This window comes from Geobacillus zalihae NBRC 101842, from assembly GCF_001544135.1.
In the GTDB taxonomy this organism is placed as follows: domain Bacteria; phylum Bacillota; class Bacilli; order Bacillales; family Anoxybacillaceae; genus Geobacillus; species Geobacillus zalihae.
In genome coordinates this window covers 1-15,220 of sequence record NZ_BCPV01000079.1, presented here as the reverse complement: position 1 = coordinate 15,220, position 15,220 = coordinate 1, and the positions used below count along the sequence as shown (strand labels likewise).

Here is a 15,220-nt window from a genome sequence, read left to right as displayed (position 1 = left end):
GGATTTCCTCCCCCCCCCATTTACACGCTATTTAAATGGTAGCACAAGGAAAATAAGGATAAATCATGATATATTCCTGTTTTTCCAGATGACGATAAGGACTTTTTTCTTATCTATCATTCTGACATGCTAAACATATCAAAGTCCCTTCGAAAACAACCTGTTTACGGAATAAACTTTTTCATGAGTGGAACGATTACGGTGAAGAGAACGATCAGAAAAAATGAAAAGCCAAACAGCCATGGAAAAAACGATGATATGGTTTCGCCACCTCTAATGGTTGACGTGACAGAACAGATTGTTCTTTGCTGAAAGAAAACAATCCTAGTTTCTCGGTTTCTTTCACGCATATACATTATCCAAAACATCCATGAAAATTTTTTTGAAAATAAAGTAAAGCTGGCTTGTATATGCCGCCAGCTTCCATCCTATTGCAGTAAATGTTAATTTTTAGATTTATTGAATATAAGCAAAATCACCAAATTTATTGATCATGTTTGATTTGCCCAAAAACCAGTTTCACTTCGATTGTCCGTTGTTTGTATGGAAGTCAGTCCTAGGTAGTTTTTCCTTTTCTATTCTTCACTTTTGTCAATGCAGAATCTGCTAATTGATGAATCACCATATCGTCTTGAGGCGGATGAAACGGTCCACACTGAACGTCACGAAAAAGGCGTTCTAATTTATGACTCTTTGATAATGCATGGCCTCCTGCAATACGCATCGCAAGCTCAACAATGCGTATTGCATTGTTGCATATGAGATATTTCGCCATGCTAACTTCGTCTGAAAAACGATCTTTATGCTCTGGATTGTTTTCCCACTTCTCAGCAATCGCGTACAGCGTATGCCGTGAAGACTTCAACAAAATTTCAATTTGCCCGATTTTATCGCGGATGTGCGGGATATCGGCAATGACCCCGCCAAAACTGCGAGAATATCTGGAAACAGCAAAATCAAGAATAAAATCTCTTGCAGCCCAAGCAATTCCCAGATAAACCGCCGGTACTTCCAGTGAATAAGCGCGGCTGTCTGCCACAAAACGGTTAATGTGGCTGCCATCCAAGCGTGATAGTAAGGCCTCTTCCGGAACAAAGACATCATTTAATTCGATATCATGGCTCCCTGTGCTTCTCATGCCAATCGTATTCCATGATTCTATCACTTTCACGTTTTCGTTTTTTGTAATTAAAAATTCTGCCACTTTATCTTCGTCTTCCAGATAAGCAGTAATAGTAAAATGATCGAGAATTGGCGCTAATGAAGCAAATGATTTCACTCCTGAGATCATATAACCGCCTGATGTGCGCTTGGCGATCGTTGAAGGAATACCGCCTCTTGCCAAATTGCCGGTTTCTCTTTCAGAAGAAATGATATTCAGCATTTTTCCTTCTTTCACTGCTGCTGTGCAAAGCCGAGCAAACACTTCTTCCTTCCAAGGGCGGACGCTGCGCAAATTTAAAAAAGTAAGAAGATGCCAACCAACAGCAAGCGCAGTTGAACCATCCCCGCGCGCAAGCCTTTCCTGAACGAGCAATGTTTCGTACAAGGAAATCTCGTCTCCGCCATATTGTTTTGGTACTGTCAACTTTAAATAACCTTCTTGGCGCAATAAATCAAAATGTTCAAACGGGAATGCCCCGCTTTCATCGTATACATGGGCCGTTTCGGCAATTTGACTTGCCAGCGCTTCCGCATAACGAGCCAGCTTCTCTTCTCTTTCGTTCCTTATAAAGGGATCGAACTCTCTCACTGCCATGCTGTTCTCTCCCTTCTCGCTATTGGATGGCTAGTTTGGATTGTCTCGCCAGCGTATAGCGGTTTACAGGCTTCGGAAGCCCTAAATGGTCGCGCAACGTATCCCCTTCATATTCACGGCGGAATAAACCACGTTCTTGCAGAATTGGTACTACATGATGAACGAAATCTTCCAAATCTCGTGGATATAATGGCGCCTGAAGGATAAAACCGTCTGCCGCCTCCTCTGTAAACCATTTTTCCAATTCATCAGCAATCTTTTCTGGAGTTCCAATAAAGTTGTCACGTCTGCCGGCACCGATAAAAAGACGCGAATAAAGCTCGCCAACTGTCAAGTCTTCCGTGTCAATAATTCGTTTTATATCTTCATAATGGCTCTGAATTCCATTTATTTCTTCTGGAAGCTCCACTTCTTTTACCGGTGTATCAAGCGAGTATTTCGTGAAATCGACATTTCCCATATAGCCTGACAAGAATTTTAATGCTTGGTACGGGAGAACAAGCTTTTGCAGCTCTTCAAATTTTTGCTGGGCAATTTCTTCTGTTTCACCAACAATTGGCGAAATGCCGACTAAAATCGAAAGCTCATCTGGATGGCGCCCGTAGTCCGCCAGTTTGGATTTTAAGCTTTTGTAGAATTCTTTTGCTTTCTCTATATTATCGCGATGGGCAAAAACGACTTCTGCCGTTCTTGCAGCTAACCGCTGGCCTGGTTCTGACGATCCGGCCTGCACGATGACCGGATGTCCTTGTTTCGAACGGGCAATGTTAAGAGGGCCACGGACGGAGAAATACTGTCCTTTGTAATCAAGCGTATGGAGCTTTTCAGGATCAAAAAATACTCCTTTCTCCTTGTCAAAGACAAAGGCATCATCCTCCCAAGAATCCCACAGCCCTTGAACGACATCAACAAATTCTTCTGCTCGCCGGTAGCGCTCATCGTGTTTATAGTGCTCCGTTCTGCTAAAGTTAAGCGCCGTAGCGCCTGTCGCATCTCCTGTTGTAACGACATTCCAGCCAACGCGCCCGTTACTAACATGGTCGACAGAGGCGAATTGCCGTGCCAGGATATACGGTTCTCCGTAAGAAGTTGAAGCTGTTGCAACGAGGCCAATTTTTGATGTTGCAGTCGCAATCGCTGTAATTAAAACAACCGGATCGAATCGGTTTAAAATGTTTGGATGGGAATCCTCGTTAATCGCTAGGCTATCTGGGAGAAACACCATATCAAATTTGCCTCGTTCGGCAATTTGCGCGAGTTTGATAAAGTGCTGAACATCTATACTTGCAGTCGGTTGGGCGTCCGGATGGCGCCACGAAGCGATATGCATTCCTGTTCCAATCAAGTAAGCAGCTAATTTTATCTGCTTTTTCTTTGCCAATTTAATCTCCCCCAAGAATGAAATTATTTTTTAATTTTATAAGCGTCTTTAAACGTTTTTAATTCCTCTAACGGAATAAACGTTGGAATGAAGTTTCCCTTATACGTTTTCTTAATGAAATTCGCCACTTCATCTGTTTGATAGATTTTGACCAGTTTCTTTAACTCAGGGCGATCGGCGTCTTCTTTCCGCGCCGCAATCACGTTGATATACGGTTTTGCAGTCGCGCTTTCATGAATAATGGCATCTTTTAAATACAATCCTGCTTCCACCGCTACACCGTTGTTAATAATAGATGCATCAACATCATCCATGACCCGCGGTGTAGCCGCCCCATCCACAGGAACAATCTCGATGTTTTTTGGATTTTCTTTGATTTTGTCCACCCCGCCGTTTCCATCGAAATTATCTACTACCTTGATTAGCTTTGCTTCTTGCAATAAAAGCAAGGCACGGCCCCAGTTCGTTGCATCATTTGGCACCGCGATTTTGGCATTTTTCGGTATCTCATCAAGAGACTTATATTTCTTGGAATAAAGGCCTAACGGTGCGATAATCGTCGTTCCAATCGGGACAATATCTGTACCGTTTTTTTCATTGAAACTCGTTAAATAGGCAATATGTTGAAACGCATTGACATCAATATCTCCTTCAGCCAGCACTTGATTGGGATCAACCGATGCGTTGAAAGTAACCAATTCAAGATCTAGTCCTTCTTTTTTTGCTTTCTCTTTAATAAATTCCCATGTCCGCAATTCCGAGCTGCGAATGCCAACTTTAATTTTTTTATCTTTCGCTTCACTCCCGGCTTTTTTTCCACATCCCGCCAAACTAAACACTAAAATAAAAGCAAGAATAGAGATAAATGCTTTTTTCACCATTTTCCCCTCCTCTCTCATGAATGCTGACTACATTCTTCTGATTTTTCGCTCGATCAAATTCCCCAGCGATTGCACGCCCTGTACAAGCAAAACAAGAATCACGACCGTCACCACAATGGTGATGGTGCTGAAGCGCTGATAACCATACGTAATCGCCAAGTCACCTAAACCACCGCCACCAACGGCTCCTGCCATCGCCGTTACACCGATGAGACCAATCGTTGCTGTTGTGATGCTTAAAACAATAGAAGGCAGCGCCTCTGGCAGAAGAAATCGAAAAATAATTTGCAATGGGGTAGCGCCCATCGCTTGTGCACTTTCAATAATTCCTTTATCCACTTCCAAGAGAGAATTTTCAATCAGGCGCGACATATATGGTCCAATGTGAAGCACAATCGGAACAATCGCTGCCGTTGTCCCAATCGCCGTACCGACAATCAATCTCGTAAACGGAATGATTGCAACAAGCAAAATAATGAACGGAATCGATCGCAAAATATTGACAATCGGATTTAAAACCGAGAAGATAAGCGTGTTCTCCAAGATATGACCTTTGCGCGTGACGACTAATAAAATGCCTAAAGGCAAACCGATTAGTGACCCAAATACGAGCGATACGCTAACCATATATAATGTTTCCCAGCACGCCTGCAAAATGAGTTCCACACTAACTTCCATTGCGCACCACCTCATTCACCAACACATTTTGCTGTACGATAAAATCATAGGCCCGGGCAATTTCTGCTTCTTCCCCCTGCAACTCAACAATCAAATTGCCAAAAGGAACTCCTTGCAACTCATTGATGCTGCCAAATAAAATGTTCACATCTACTGCGAACGATTTTGCAACTTGCGATAAAACCGGCTTGCCAGAGCTTTCTCCAATAAATTCCATATTGTAAATTTTGCTGAATTTACCGTTAGATTGCAAAATATTGAAAATGCTTTGCGGAATCTCGTCTTTTAACACCGAACGAACAAAATTGCGCGCCGTTTCTGTTTTTGGTTTGGAAAAAATATCTAAAATCGTGCCTTCTTCGATAATCTCTCCGTTCTGCATAACGGCAACGCGATTACAAATTTGCTTAATCACTTCCATTTCGTGCGTTATAATCAAAATCGTCACGTTGTATTCCTGATTCACTCGTTTTAAAAGCTGTAAAATCGACGTCGTTGTTTGTGGGTCAAGTGCCGAAGTCGGTTCATCACAAAGAAGAATCGATGGATTTGTAGCTAATGCCCGGGCAATGCCCACGCGTTGCTTTTGACCGCCTGATAACTGATTTGGATAGCTGTTCGCCTTATCAGAGAGACCGACAAAGTGCAGCAATTCGTTAACACGCTCTTCAATCACAGATTTTGGTGTTTTCCTAAGCTTAAGAGGCATCGCGACATTATCAAAAACGGTTTTGGATCTTAGTAAATTAAAATGCTGAAAAATCATTCCGATGTTTTTTTTCGCTTGACGCAAATCCTTTTCCGATAGCTTTGATAAATCTTGGCCATCGACGAAAATTTGTCCGGAAGTCGGCTTTTCCAACAAATTAACCATCCGGAGTAATGTACTTTTCCCCGCTCCGCTAAAACCAATAACGCCGAAAATGTCTCCTTTCTCAATCGTCAAATTGATATTTTTTAACGCTTCGACCGTTCGTGTTTTGCTTTTAAAAATTTTAGAGACATTTCGAAACTCAATCACTTTACTCCCCCCGTCTTAAAATGCCGGAACAACAGCTCCATCATATTTATCTTCAATAAACTTCTTTACTTCTGGACTTGTTAATGCTTTTGCAAGCTTTTGAATCGCATCTGAATCCTTGTTGTCTGGACGTGCTACTAAAATGTTGACATACGGGGATTGATCTCCCTCGATAATAAGAGCATCCTTTTTCGGTTTAAGGCCAGCCTCTAAAGCATAGTTCGTATTGATTGCCGCAGCCTCGACATCATCCAGCGCACGTACTAGCAACGGACCATCAACGGGAATAAATTGAAGTTTTTTATCATTTTTCTTAATATCTTGTATCGTATAATTTTTACTTGTATTGATGCCGGAGGAAGGCTTATTAAGCTCAATAATGCCGTTGGCATCAAACAATTGCAAAGCGCGGGAAAAGTTAACAGGGTCCTTTGGAATTGCAATTTTTGCACCTTTCGGAAGTTCGTCAATCGATTTGATTTTTTTGGAATACACACCAAATGGCTCGATGTGAACACCGACCACTTTTACAAGATTTAATCCGCTATCTTTATTTGTCTGCTCCAAAAACGGAGTATGTTGAAAATAATTAGCATCCAACTCGCCATTTGCTGTCTGTTCATTCGTTTGAATGCCATCGTTAATGACTTTAATATCAAGCTCAATGCCTTCTTTCTCTAGCGTTGGTTTAATAAATTCAAGAATTTCCGCATGTGGTGTCGATGAAGCTCCAATCTTTAATGTTACTGTTTTCTCCCCGGTTTGGGCGTTTGCATCCTTTCCATTATCAGATGCTTCGTTTTTGCCGCAGCCTATTAAAATGCCAAATAAAACCGTGAATAAAGCCAATACATATAATTTCTTCATTGCCCCAAACACCCCGTTTCCGCTTCATTAAAAATGTTTTAACGCTTTTTTTGCCACTTCTGCTAAATAACGTGCGGCAATAGGCAAAGCCCGTTCATCCAACGTAAAAGCAGGATGATGCCATTCATGTGTTCCGGAAGTCCCGATAAACACAAACGAACCCGGAATTTTCTTTTGATAGGTAGCAAAATCCTCGCCCGCCATCGATGGCGTTGGCTCAACAACATTAAGTCCCAATTGCTCAGCCGTTTGGACAGATAGCTCAACAGCCTTTTCATCATTGAGGACAGGAGGTGGCCCCGGCATCCAGCAAAGGGTTGCTTGAGCACCGTAAGCATTGGCAACACCGGCAATGATTCGTTGAATCCACTTTGGAATCTTTTCCCTTGTTTCCTCAGAAAACGTTCGAACGGTTCCTTCTAAAAAAGCATTTCCTGGAATGACGTTCCACGTATTTCCTGCCGAAACGTGGGCAACACTGATGACCGCATGATCAAATGAACTTAATTGCCGGCTGACGATTGTTTGTAAAGCAATGACAATATGTGAGGCAACGACGATAGAATCAATGCCTGCATGGGGCGCCGCTGCGTGTGTTCCAATCCCTTCCACTTCAATGATAAAACGGTCAACGCTCGCCATTAATGGTCCGCTTTTAATACCGATTGTTCCAACCGGTAAATCCGGTTTATTATGCAAACCAAAAATCGCTTTCACTTTTTCCAAGTGACCAGCGGCAATGACTTTTTCCGCTCCCCCGCCAATCTCCTCAGATGGCTGAAAAATGAAGCGAACCGAACCATTTAACGCTTTCTCTTCTTCCTTTAGCAAATAAGCCGCACCAATTAAAGCGGCAGTGTGAAAATCGTGACCGCAAGCATGCATCTTTCCCGGTATTTTTGAAGCGTAAGGCAAATCCGTTTCTTCCTGAATGGGAAGAGCATCGATATCGGCGCGCAAGGCAATGATTGGATCTTGCTTTTTCCCGCTTATTTGTGCTACTACTCCTGTCGGGAGACTCGTGTCTAAAATCGGAATCCCTGCTTGCTCTAAAAGTGAACGAATGGTTTTCGTTGTCTCGAACTCTTCGCCCGACAATTCTGGGTATTGATGAAAATGGCGCCGGATCGCAATTAAGCGCACGTCCAGATTAGATTGACTCATAAACGGACACTTCCTTTTTAATATCAAACCGGTAGCACTTCACTAAAATATCATGGTTTTGAAAATCCTTTGACTCATCCCGCTTAAATCCGAGCCATTCATACAGCTGTATCGCTTTTTGCATCTTATCGCTTGAATGCAAGTACAAGTGAGCCGCCCCTTTGGATTGCGCGTACCGAATACTTTCTTTTAACAGTTTTTGAGCAATGCCACGCCCTCTCGCCTTCGGATGAACTGCCAGCAGTCGTACAATCGGTGAAAAAATGTTTAGTTCCGGGCGGCCATATGCTTTTTCCGATGAGTCAAACAGTTGAAGGGTTCCGAGAATATCTTTGCCGCTCTTCGCCACCAAAATCCGATCGACATTCGGGTTATCAACAGATGCTGTAATATCCGCCAAATAATCAAACCACACATTCGGATCTTGATAATCCCGTTCATACTGCCGATAACTGTCAATCAGAAGCTGCCGCACCGCTTCTTTATCTTCATCCAGCATATCATGTATCTGTACATGATCCGTCATGTGGCCATCCTTCCTTTCTTTTTTAATATGCTGTTTTCTGAATCCAATGGACAGGCAATCCCCCGGAAATTCTCTTTAAAAACTTTCGGGTCCGTTCTTCTCTCGGGTTTGTAAAAATCTCCATCGGCGAGCCTTTTTCAACGATTACTCCGCCATCCATAAACAACACTTGATCCGATACTTCGCGGGCAAACTGCATTTCATGTGTCACAATGAGCATTGTAATGCCTTCCTTGGCAATGTCTTTAATGACGGCCAATACTTCTCCGACAAGTTCAGGATCGAGTGCGGAAGTCGGCTCATCAAAAAGGATCACTTCCGGATTTAACGCAAGGGCACGCGCAATGCCGACACGCTGCTGCTGCCCTCCAGAAAGCTGGCTCGGGAAATAATTCAATTTATCGGACAATCCGACTCGTTCAAGCACCTGTTCGCTCCGTTGCCTTGCTTCCGCTTTTTTCATTTTTTTCGCCACAATCAATCCTTCCATTACATTTTCAAGCACTGTTTTATGAGCGAATAAATTATAATGCTGGAAAACCATAGCGGACTGTTTTCTTAATGCCATAATATCTTTTTTGTTCGCTTTTTCGGCTACAACTCTCACATCCCCTATTTGCACGACTCCTTCATCCGGTTTTTCGAGAAAATTTATGCATCGCAACAGAGTAGATTTTCCGGAGCCGCTTGGCCCGAGAATCGTGACAACCTTCCCTTTTTCAATCGTCAAATTGATTCCTTTTAACACTTCTTGATTTCGGAATGATTTTTTTATCCCCTGCAAATAAATCATCGGACTCCTCCTCTCATATAGGATGTGGCTCTTTTTTCCACCAATGACGACAACCCTTCAACAAGAATGGTGACCAGCCAATAAATGATACCCGCTGCGATGTACGCTTCGAGAAACTTTAAGTTAGTAGAAGCAACAATATTGGCCGCTCCCGTCAGTTCTTTTTGAGAGACGAGGAAGGCAATGGATGATGTATGCAAAAAGCCGACAAAAATGTTGGTAAAATTAGGAATAGATTGTGCCAGCGCCTGTGGAAGAATGATGCGCACCATCGTTTGAAACGTGTTCATCCCGACAGAATACGCCGCTTCCACTTGCCCTTTCGGAATACTTAAAATACCGGAGCGAATGACTTCCGATAAATACGCACCGGCACTTAATGAAAGAGCTGTCAGAACAAATGTGCTGATGGGAATAAGCTGTGTTTGCACGGAAATTCCCAATTTCGCAGCTACCGCATCGATAAGAAGCGGGAAACCAAAATAAATCAGCATAACATGCATAATAATCGGCGTTCCCCGTAAAAAAGAGACATACCCGTTCGCTATCGCCAACAGTCCTTTCACTTTATACACTCGGATCAACGCTACCACGATTCCTATGAAAAATCCGACAAACAGCGGAATAAGTGTCAGCATCATTGTCACAGGCAATGCTTTTATAATTTCTTTGAACGCAGTCCACATAAATGGAATATCAATTGTCAAAGCTGTCCCTCCTTTCCAACGGCCCGTTAAGCAGAGGACACCACATCTGGTTTATACCGGTTCACTCTCTTTTCAAACAAGCGGAATAGTTTTTCGAGAACAAGAACAACAATGTAATAAATAATCGAAAGAGAAATATATACTTCCAGTGCATGGGCTGTTGAAGCAATCAATGTTTCTCCTCTCCCGACCATATCCATTACCCCAATGGTGAATGCTAAAGACGTATCCTTTAATGAACTTATGATACAATTTGCCATATTTGGGAAAGCGATTCCGATGGCTTGAGGAATGATAATCCGGAAAAAGGTTTGTGAATCACTCATCCCGACAGAATACGCCGCTTCCGTCTGCCCATAGTCAATCGCCTGAATGGCGCCCCGAAATATTTCGGAAAAGACAGCGCCGTTACTGAGCGAGTATGTAATCATGACGAAATATAAAGGGTCCATTCTGGTCAGATCAATGTCAAACAACAGAAACAGCGCCGGAACACCGTAAAAAATCAAGAACAGTTGAATTAATATTGGAGTTCCGCGAATAAACGAAACATAGACAACCACCAGCTGCGATAATATCGGAATGCGGAAAAGCCGCGGAATAGCAGCGGCTATTCCGATAACGATTCCGAACACAGTAGAGACGGCCAGGATTTGCAGCGTAACTCCTAAATATTGAACAAGCTGTGGCAGAAATTCCCCGACTAGTGTGATATCAAATGCTTTGCCCAATTCTCGGTCACCTCCTTATTAAAATTCAACAGTATAATCCGCTCCAAGCCATTTTTTGCTTAATTCCCTGACAACACCTTCCTTTTTCAATTCAACAAGTGCTTCATCAATACGTTTTTGCAGCTTTGTTTCATCTTTGCGAAACAAGAAATACACCTTCGAATCCAAAAGCGTCTCGCCAACTACTTTTTGTTGCGCGTCAGCTGCCTTATTTAAGAAATCAACCGCAAATGGCGTTGAGATCGTTGCATCCGCGCGTCCCGTGCGGATTTGGTTGGTTACATCATCTGCTCCTTGACCAGCATACACAATATGAATGCCCGCATTATGTTCTTTATTGTATTTCTCCAGGAAAACAGCTGCGTTGCTTGTCGCGGTGACTATTACTTTTTTTCCTTTTAAATCCTTAATGGACTTAATATCGTTATTATCTTTGCGAACAACTACTTTCAGCGGGAAAATATTGTACGGCTCTTTGTTAAATAAGAATTTTGCTTTTCGCTCTTCATTCACTTCCATTTGATGGGCGATAAAATCAATTTTTTTGGTTTCAAGGCTTAGTAATAGATTAGAAAATTCCATTGTTTTAAATTCAAATTCATATTCAGGAAGCTTTTTATCAATTTCCCGGACAAGCTCCACATCATATCCAGTCAATTTTCCATTTTCATCAATGAAACATATATTTGGAAACTGTGTCCCGGTGCCGACAATGATTTTTTGCACTTTTTCTTTTGTGTCCTTGGAATTTACTGTTGAAGTTGTGGAAGTTGCTCCTTCTTTTGACGAGCACGCTGCTAAAAAGAATGTCAATAGCAATGCCACAATAAGACTGAGCTTTTTATTCATCCTCTTTCCTCCCAATTTTTACTCACAATCGAGTCCCGATTTTCGATCATGCAAGACAACAGCTCATTTAAAGTTTTCTGGAGAACGACCATTTTTTTCATCTTCTTTCATACATACTGAATGTATATACGTTGCAATTTTGTTTTACATGGCATTGTTTACTCTTCCTGTCACCTTGTCAGGAGGTAAAGAATGGAGATCGCAAATTCTTTATTACAACCTATATAGTTCAGTTAATTTTACAGATAAGCGTTCAATGCTTTGTTAAGATGGCTGAGCCCGACTTTTGTCACCCCTTCGTATACATCCCCACGGCCAATTTCAACAACTGGCACGTGCCGGATGCCGTATTTAACTTCCAAAACATCGCGCAGTTCATCCCGATTCGTCACATCGATGGTTTGATAGTCTACCTGCTTTTCTTTTAAAAATTGTTTAACCTCTTCACAATAGTGACATCCTTCTTTTGACCAGACGACAACTGATAATGGTTTTGGCATCATAACTTCCTCCTTATTCATCAATCGCTTTTTGCAAGTCGCTCTAAATAATGAAGCGCCTCTTCGATCGACACAAGATTCCGACTTGGAATCGCTTTGCATTTTTCTTCCGTCTATTCCTTGGTTGCACCGACAATCGGATGATACCTGGGAAAATAAACGTCTTGCCCGTTGCTTCACATCTTCATAAAATGCTGAACCTGTTGGAGCATCTCAGTATTTGTGAAAACAGTACTGCCTCTTTCACAGCCAGATATTGGACTTTGATTTAACAAACCAGCTGATAACTCATATGCATTCCCCCTCCACTTTTATTCCTTGATTACAGGTATGAATAATAGGTTTTATTTTGTGATTTATCCTACCACCGGAAACAATGAAAAGGCAATACTTCCAGTGATAGAAAGATTTATACAATTCATTAAAAAAATCTATCAATTCGTTTGAGGTATTGATATAATTGTATTCTTTTTAATTTTTCAACTGATGGAAGAATGGTATTTTCATAATAAAAGGGCATTCAGGGCCATTAAATATGTTTCACCATCAAATATCGGCATCGTTAATGCATATAAATAACAATCTTTATTCCTTTGTTCTTTTTCTATCTCGATTTCTGATGTGGGGCACGTTGATGAATGGCTGGCACATTACTAATTAGTTGATCAACATATCTGTCACAACAAAAAAGCTCAATCATCACTGATTGAGCCGCAAAATACGCATATAAGACAAAGTTTACTTCACAATGGAAGTTACCGTTTGGCTTGCTTTGATGGCTTGCTTTAGATCATATAAAATATCATCAATTGCCTCTGTGCCAACCGATAAGCGAATCAGTCCCGGCGTAACGCCAGCAGCTAATTGTTCCTCACTGCTTAACTGCTGATGCGTAGTGCTGGCAGGATGAATAATTAATGATTTCGAATCGCCAATATTGGCTAAGTGAGAGAATAGTTGAACAGAATCGATTAATTTTTTCCCTGCTTCAACGCCGCCTTTAATTTCAAAGGTTAAGATGGCACCTTGTCCTTTTGGCAAATACTTTTTCGCTAACTCATAAGAAGGATGGCTTTCTAAACCAGGGTAGCTAACGGATTCAACGGCTGCCTCTTTTTCTAAAAACTTCGCCACCTCTAACGCGTTTTGGCTATGACGTTCTAAGCGCAAATGCAAAGTTTCAAGCCCCTGCAAAAACAGGAATGAATTGAATGGCGACAATGCCGCGCCAAGATCGCGAAGCAGTTGGACACGTGCTTTTGTAATATAGGCAGCTTCGCCGGCAGCTTCTGTATAAATGAGGCCATGATAGCTTGGATCTGGCTCTGTGAATTCTGGAAACTTTCCGCTTTTCGCCCAGTCAAACTTTCCGCTGTCGACAATAATTCCACCGATGGAATTTCCATGCCCTCCAATAAACTTTGTTGCTGAATGCACCACAATATCCGCGCCAAAGTCAATCGGACGAAGCAAATACGGGCTAGGAATAGTGTTATCAACAATTAGTGGAATAGCATGGCGATGAGCGATTTCCGCAACGGCTTCGATATCTAATACGTCACATTTTGGATTTCCGATCGTTTCCGCAAATAGCGCTTTTGTTTTGCTTGTAATCGCCTGCTCAAAATTTTTCGGATCAGTGGAATCCACAAATTTAACGGTAATTCCGAATTTAGGAAGCGTATGAAGGAACAAATTATACGTTCCGCCATAAATGCTTGACGAAGAAACAATTTCATCTCCAGCAGAAGCAATATTGATGATGGAATAAAAAACAGCTGCTTGGCCAGACGAAAGTGCCAGCGCCCCCACACCGCCTTCAAGGGCAGCAACCCGCTTTTCAAATACATCGGTCGTTGGATTAATGATTCTTGTATAAACATAACCTTCTTCTTTTAAGCTAAACAAATCAGCAGCATGCTGGCTGTCATTAAATACATATGAGCTTGTTTGATAAATCGGCACTGCTCTTGATAAAGTTGTTGGATCTGGCACTTGCCCCGCATGCACCGCTAATGTTTCCGGCTGAAGCGTTCTTTCATTTGACATTGTCACTTTCTCCTTTCGAATTTAATTTTGATAAAATTTTCAAAACAGGCACCTATCTTTTTTGCAGAAAAATCAAGAAGATGCCTTTCGTTAACTAACCGGCAATGGCAAGGGGATGCAAGATTTTAATTGTTTAACCAACTAAACATATCGATTTAGTTTTATATATAAATTTACTCTCAAAATCTATAAATGTCAATTTTATTTTATCAATTTTCTAAAAATAAATATCTTTATTTTGATCTAACAAGCGCAATCTCCCTTAGCTCCGAAAAAGGCTGGAAGTGCCGCAATGGTTTACGGTGATTATTGATATTTGCCTTGTACATCTTTTTATGAATATAAATGGCAACTAACCATCCGGTGATTATCCAGATGTATTGGCTTTGGTTGTTCAAATTTACACCTATCGTACGCAAACGGGCAGCGGCCTTGAAAAGAACATCCTTTTGTAGAAGAAGAAGGATCGGGAATTTCCCCTTCTAAAAGAATCCGTCTTCTCTTTTCTTTTTTCCATACGGTTGGTATAGCAGAAACAAGTGTTTGCGTATACGGATGAAGTGGGGCTTTGTAAATATGATCAACATCTGATACTTCTACAATTTTCCCTAAATACATGACGGCGACTCGATCACTCATATAATGAACAACGTTAAGATCATGCGAAATAAATAAATACGTCAGTGAAAATTGCTGTTGCAAATCTTTTAATAAATTTAATATTTGTGCTTGAACCGAAACATCCAGTGCCGAAACCGGTTCATCTAAAACAAGAAATTCAGGGCGCAGCATAAGCGCGCGAGCTATCACGATACGCTGGCGCTGCCCGCCGCTTAATTGGTGGATATACTTATTTTCAAAAGACGGATCAAGGCCTATTTGTTCAAGCATTTCCAAGACGGATTGGCGGCGCTCTTTTTTATTTCCAATGTGATGGATGGTTAACGGTTCTTTTAATAAAGACGCTATTTTATGCCTCGGGTTAAGAGATGTATACGGATCTTGAAACACATATTGAATTTTTTTGCTCAGCTGTTTTGCATGTTTGACAGCAAATTTGGATATATTTTCTCCTTTAAAAAATATTTTTCCCTCCGTCGAAGAAACAAGCTGCGCGATCATTCGCCCAGTAGTGGATTTACCGCACCCGCTTTCTCCCACCAGTCCAAGCGTTTCTCCCTTTTTGATTGAAAAAGATACACCGTCAACAGCTCGTATTACCTTTTTCGTTATACCAAAACGGCGAATTGGATAATATTTTTTCAAGTTTACTATTTCCACTAGATTGGATGCCGTCATGAACATTTCCTCCCT

General features: G+C 41.6%; 15 protein-coding genes. All 15 read right to left on the bottom strand.

The window, feature by feature from the left end:
* Positions 1 to 556: 556 nt before the first annotated feature.
* Entirely contained in the window at positions 557 to 1,759 is a 1,203-nt protein-coding gene (locus tag GZ1_RS15915; protein ID WP_060788867.1) for an acyl-CoA dehydrogenase family protein, read from the bottom strand.
* Positions 1,760 to 1,778: 19 nt separating this feature from the next.
* Complete coding sequence (locus GZ1_RS15910) at positions 1,779 to 3,140, bottom strand: LLM class flavin-dependent oxidoreductase (protein ID WP_013877562.1); 1,362 nt, start codon at positions 3,138 to 3,140, stop codon at positions 1,779 to 1,781.
* A 23-nt stretch (positions 3,141 to 3,163) separates the two neighbouring features.
* Positions 3,164 to 4,021 (bottom strand): MetQ/NlpA family ABC transporter substrate-binding protein, encoded by an 858-nt coding sequence (locus tag GZ1_RS15905; RefSeq protein ID WP_060788866.1) that lies wholly within the window; start codon positions 4,019 to 4,021, stop codon positions 3,164 to 3,166.
* Between the two features lie 27 nt (positions 4,022 to 4,048).
* Positions 4,049 to 4,699: a methionine ABC transporter permease gene (locus tag GZ1_RS15900; RefSeq protein ID WP_060788865.1), complete on the bottom strand. Its 651-nt coding sequence runs from the start codon at positions 4,697 to 4,699 to the stop codon at positions 4,049 to 4,051.
* Positions 4,689 to 5,720, bottom strand: a complete 1,032-nt coding sequence (locus GZ1_RS15895) for a methionine ABC transporter ATP-binding protein (protein WP_060788864.1) — start codon at positions 5,718 to 5,720, stop codon at positions 4,689 to 4,691. Before GZ1_RS15895 ends, GZ1_RS15900 begins: the two co-directional genes overlap by 11 nt.
* Before the next feature lie 15 nt (positions 5,721 to 5,735).
* Positions 5,736 to 6,587, bottom strand: coding sequence for a MetQ/NlpA family ABC transporter substrate-binding protein (locus GZ1_RS15890; RefSeq protein ID WP_060788863.1), 852 nt, complete (start codon positions 6,585 to 6,587; stop codon positions 5,736 to 5,738).
* A 27-nt stretch (positions 6,588 to 6,614) separates the two neighbouring features.
* Complete coding sequence (locus tag GZ1_RS15885) at positions 6,615 to 7,751, bottom strand: amidohydrolase (protein WP_060788862.1); 1,137 nt, start codon at positions 7,749 to 7,751, stop codon at positions 6,615 to 6,617.
* Complete coding sequence (locus tag GZ1_RS15880; RefSeq protein ID WP_060788861.1) at positions 7,738 to 8,277, bottom strand: GNAT family N-acetyltransferase; 540 nt, start codon at positions 8,275 to 8,277, stop codon at positions 7,738 to 7,740. Before GZ1_RS15880 ends, GZ1_RS15885 begins: the two co-directional genes overlap by 14 nt.
* A gap of 22 nt (positions 8,278 to 8,299) precedes the next feature.
* The gene (locus GZ1_RS15875) at positions 8,300 to 9,070 is read right to left on the bottom strand and encodes an amino acid ABC transporter ATP-binding protein (protein WP_060788860.1); all 771 of its coding nucleotides are present in this window, start codon (positions 9,068 to 9,070) and stop codon (positions 8,300 to 8,302) included.
* On the bottom strand, positions 9,067 to 9,777 hold the full coding sequence (locus GZ1_RS15870; protein ID WP_060788859.1) for an amino acid ABC transporter permease: 711 nt from the start codon (positions 9,775 to 9,777) through the stop codon (positions 9,067 to 9,069). The genes GZ1_RS15875 and GZ1_RS15870 overlap by 4 nt, the downstream gene beginning before the upstream one ends.
* Before the next feature lie 26 nt (positions 9,778 to 9,803).
* On the bottom strand, positions 9,804 to 10,508 hold the full coding sequence (locus GZ1_RS15865; protein WP_003253224.1) for an amino acid ABC transporter permease: 705 nt from the start codon (positions 10,506 to 10,508) through the stop codon (positions 9,804 to 9,806).
* Positions 10,509 to 10,526: 18 nt separating this feature from the next.
* The gene (locus tag GZ1_RS15860) at positions 10,527 to 11,357 is read right to left on the bottom strand and encodes an amino acid ABC transporter substrate-binding protein (RefSeq protein ID WP_060788858.1); all 831 of its coding nucleotides are present in this window, start codon (positions 11,355 to 11,357) and stop codon (positions 10,527 to 10,529) included.
* A gap of 239 nt (positions 11,358 to 11,596) precedes the next feature.
* The gene (locus GZ1_RS15855; RefSeq protein WP_255211311.1) at positions 11,597 to 11,857 is read right to left on the bottom strand and encodes a glutaredoxin family protein; all 261 of its coding nucleotides are present in this window, start codon (positions 11,855 to 11,857) and stop codon (positions 11,597 to 11,599) included.
* A 738-nt stretch (positions 11,858 to 12,595) separates the two neighbouring features.
* Complete coding sequence (locus GZ1_RS15850; RefSeq protein ID WP_003253231.1) at positions 12,596 to 13,906, bottom strand: homocysteine synthase; 1,311 nt, start codon at positions 13,904 to 13,906, stop codon at positions 12,596 to 12,598.
* Positions 13,907 to 14,239: 333 nt separating this feature from the next.
* Complete coding sequence (locus tag GZ1_RS15845; protein ID WP_306304593.1) at positions 14,240 to 15,211, bottom strand: ABC transporter ATP-binding protein; 972 nt, start codon at positions 15,209 to 15,211, stop codon at positions 14,240 to 14,242.
* Positions 15,212 to 15,220 lie beyond the last annotated feature (9 nt).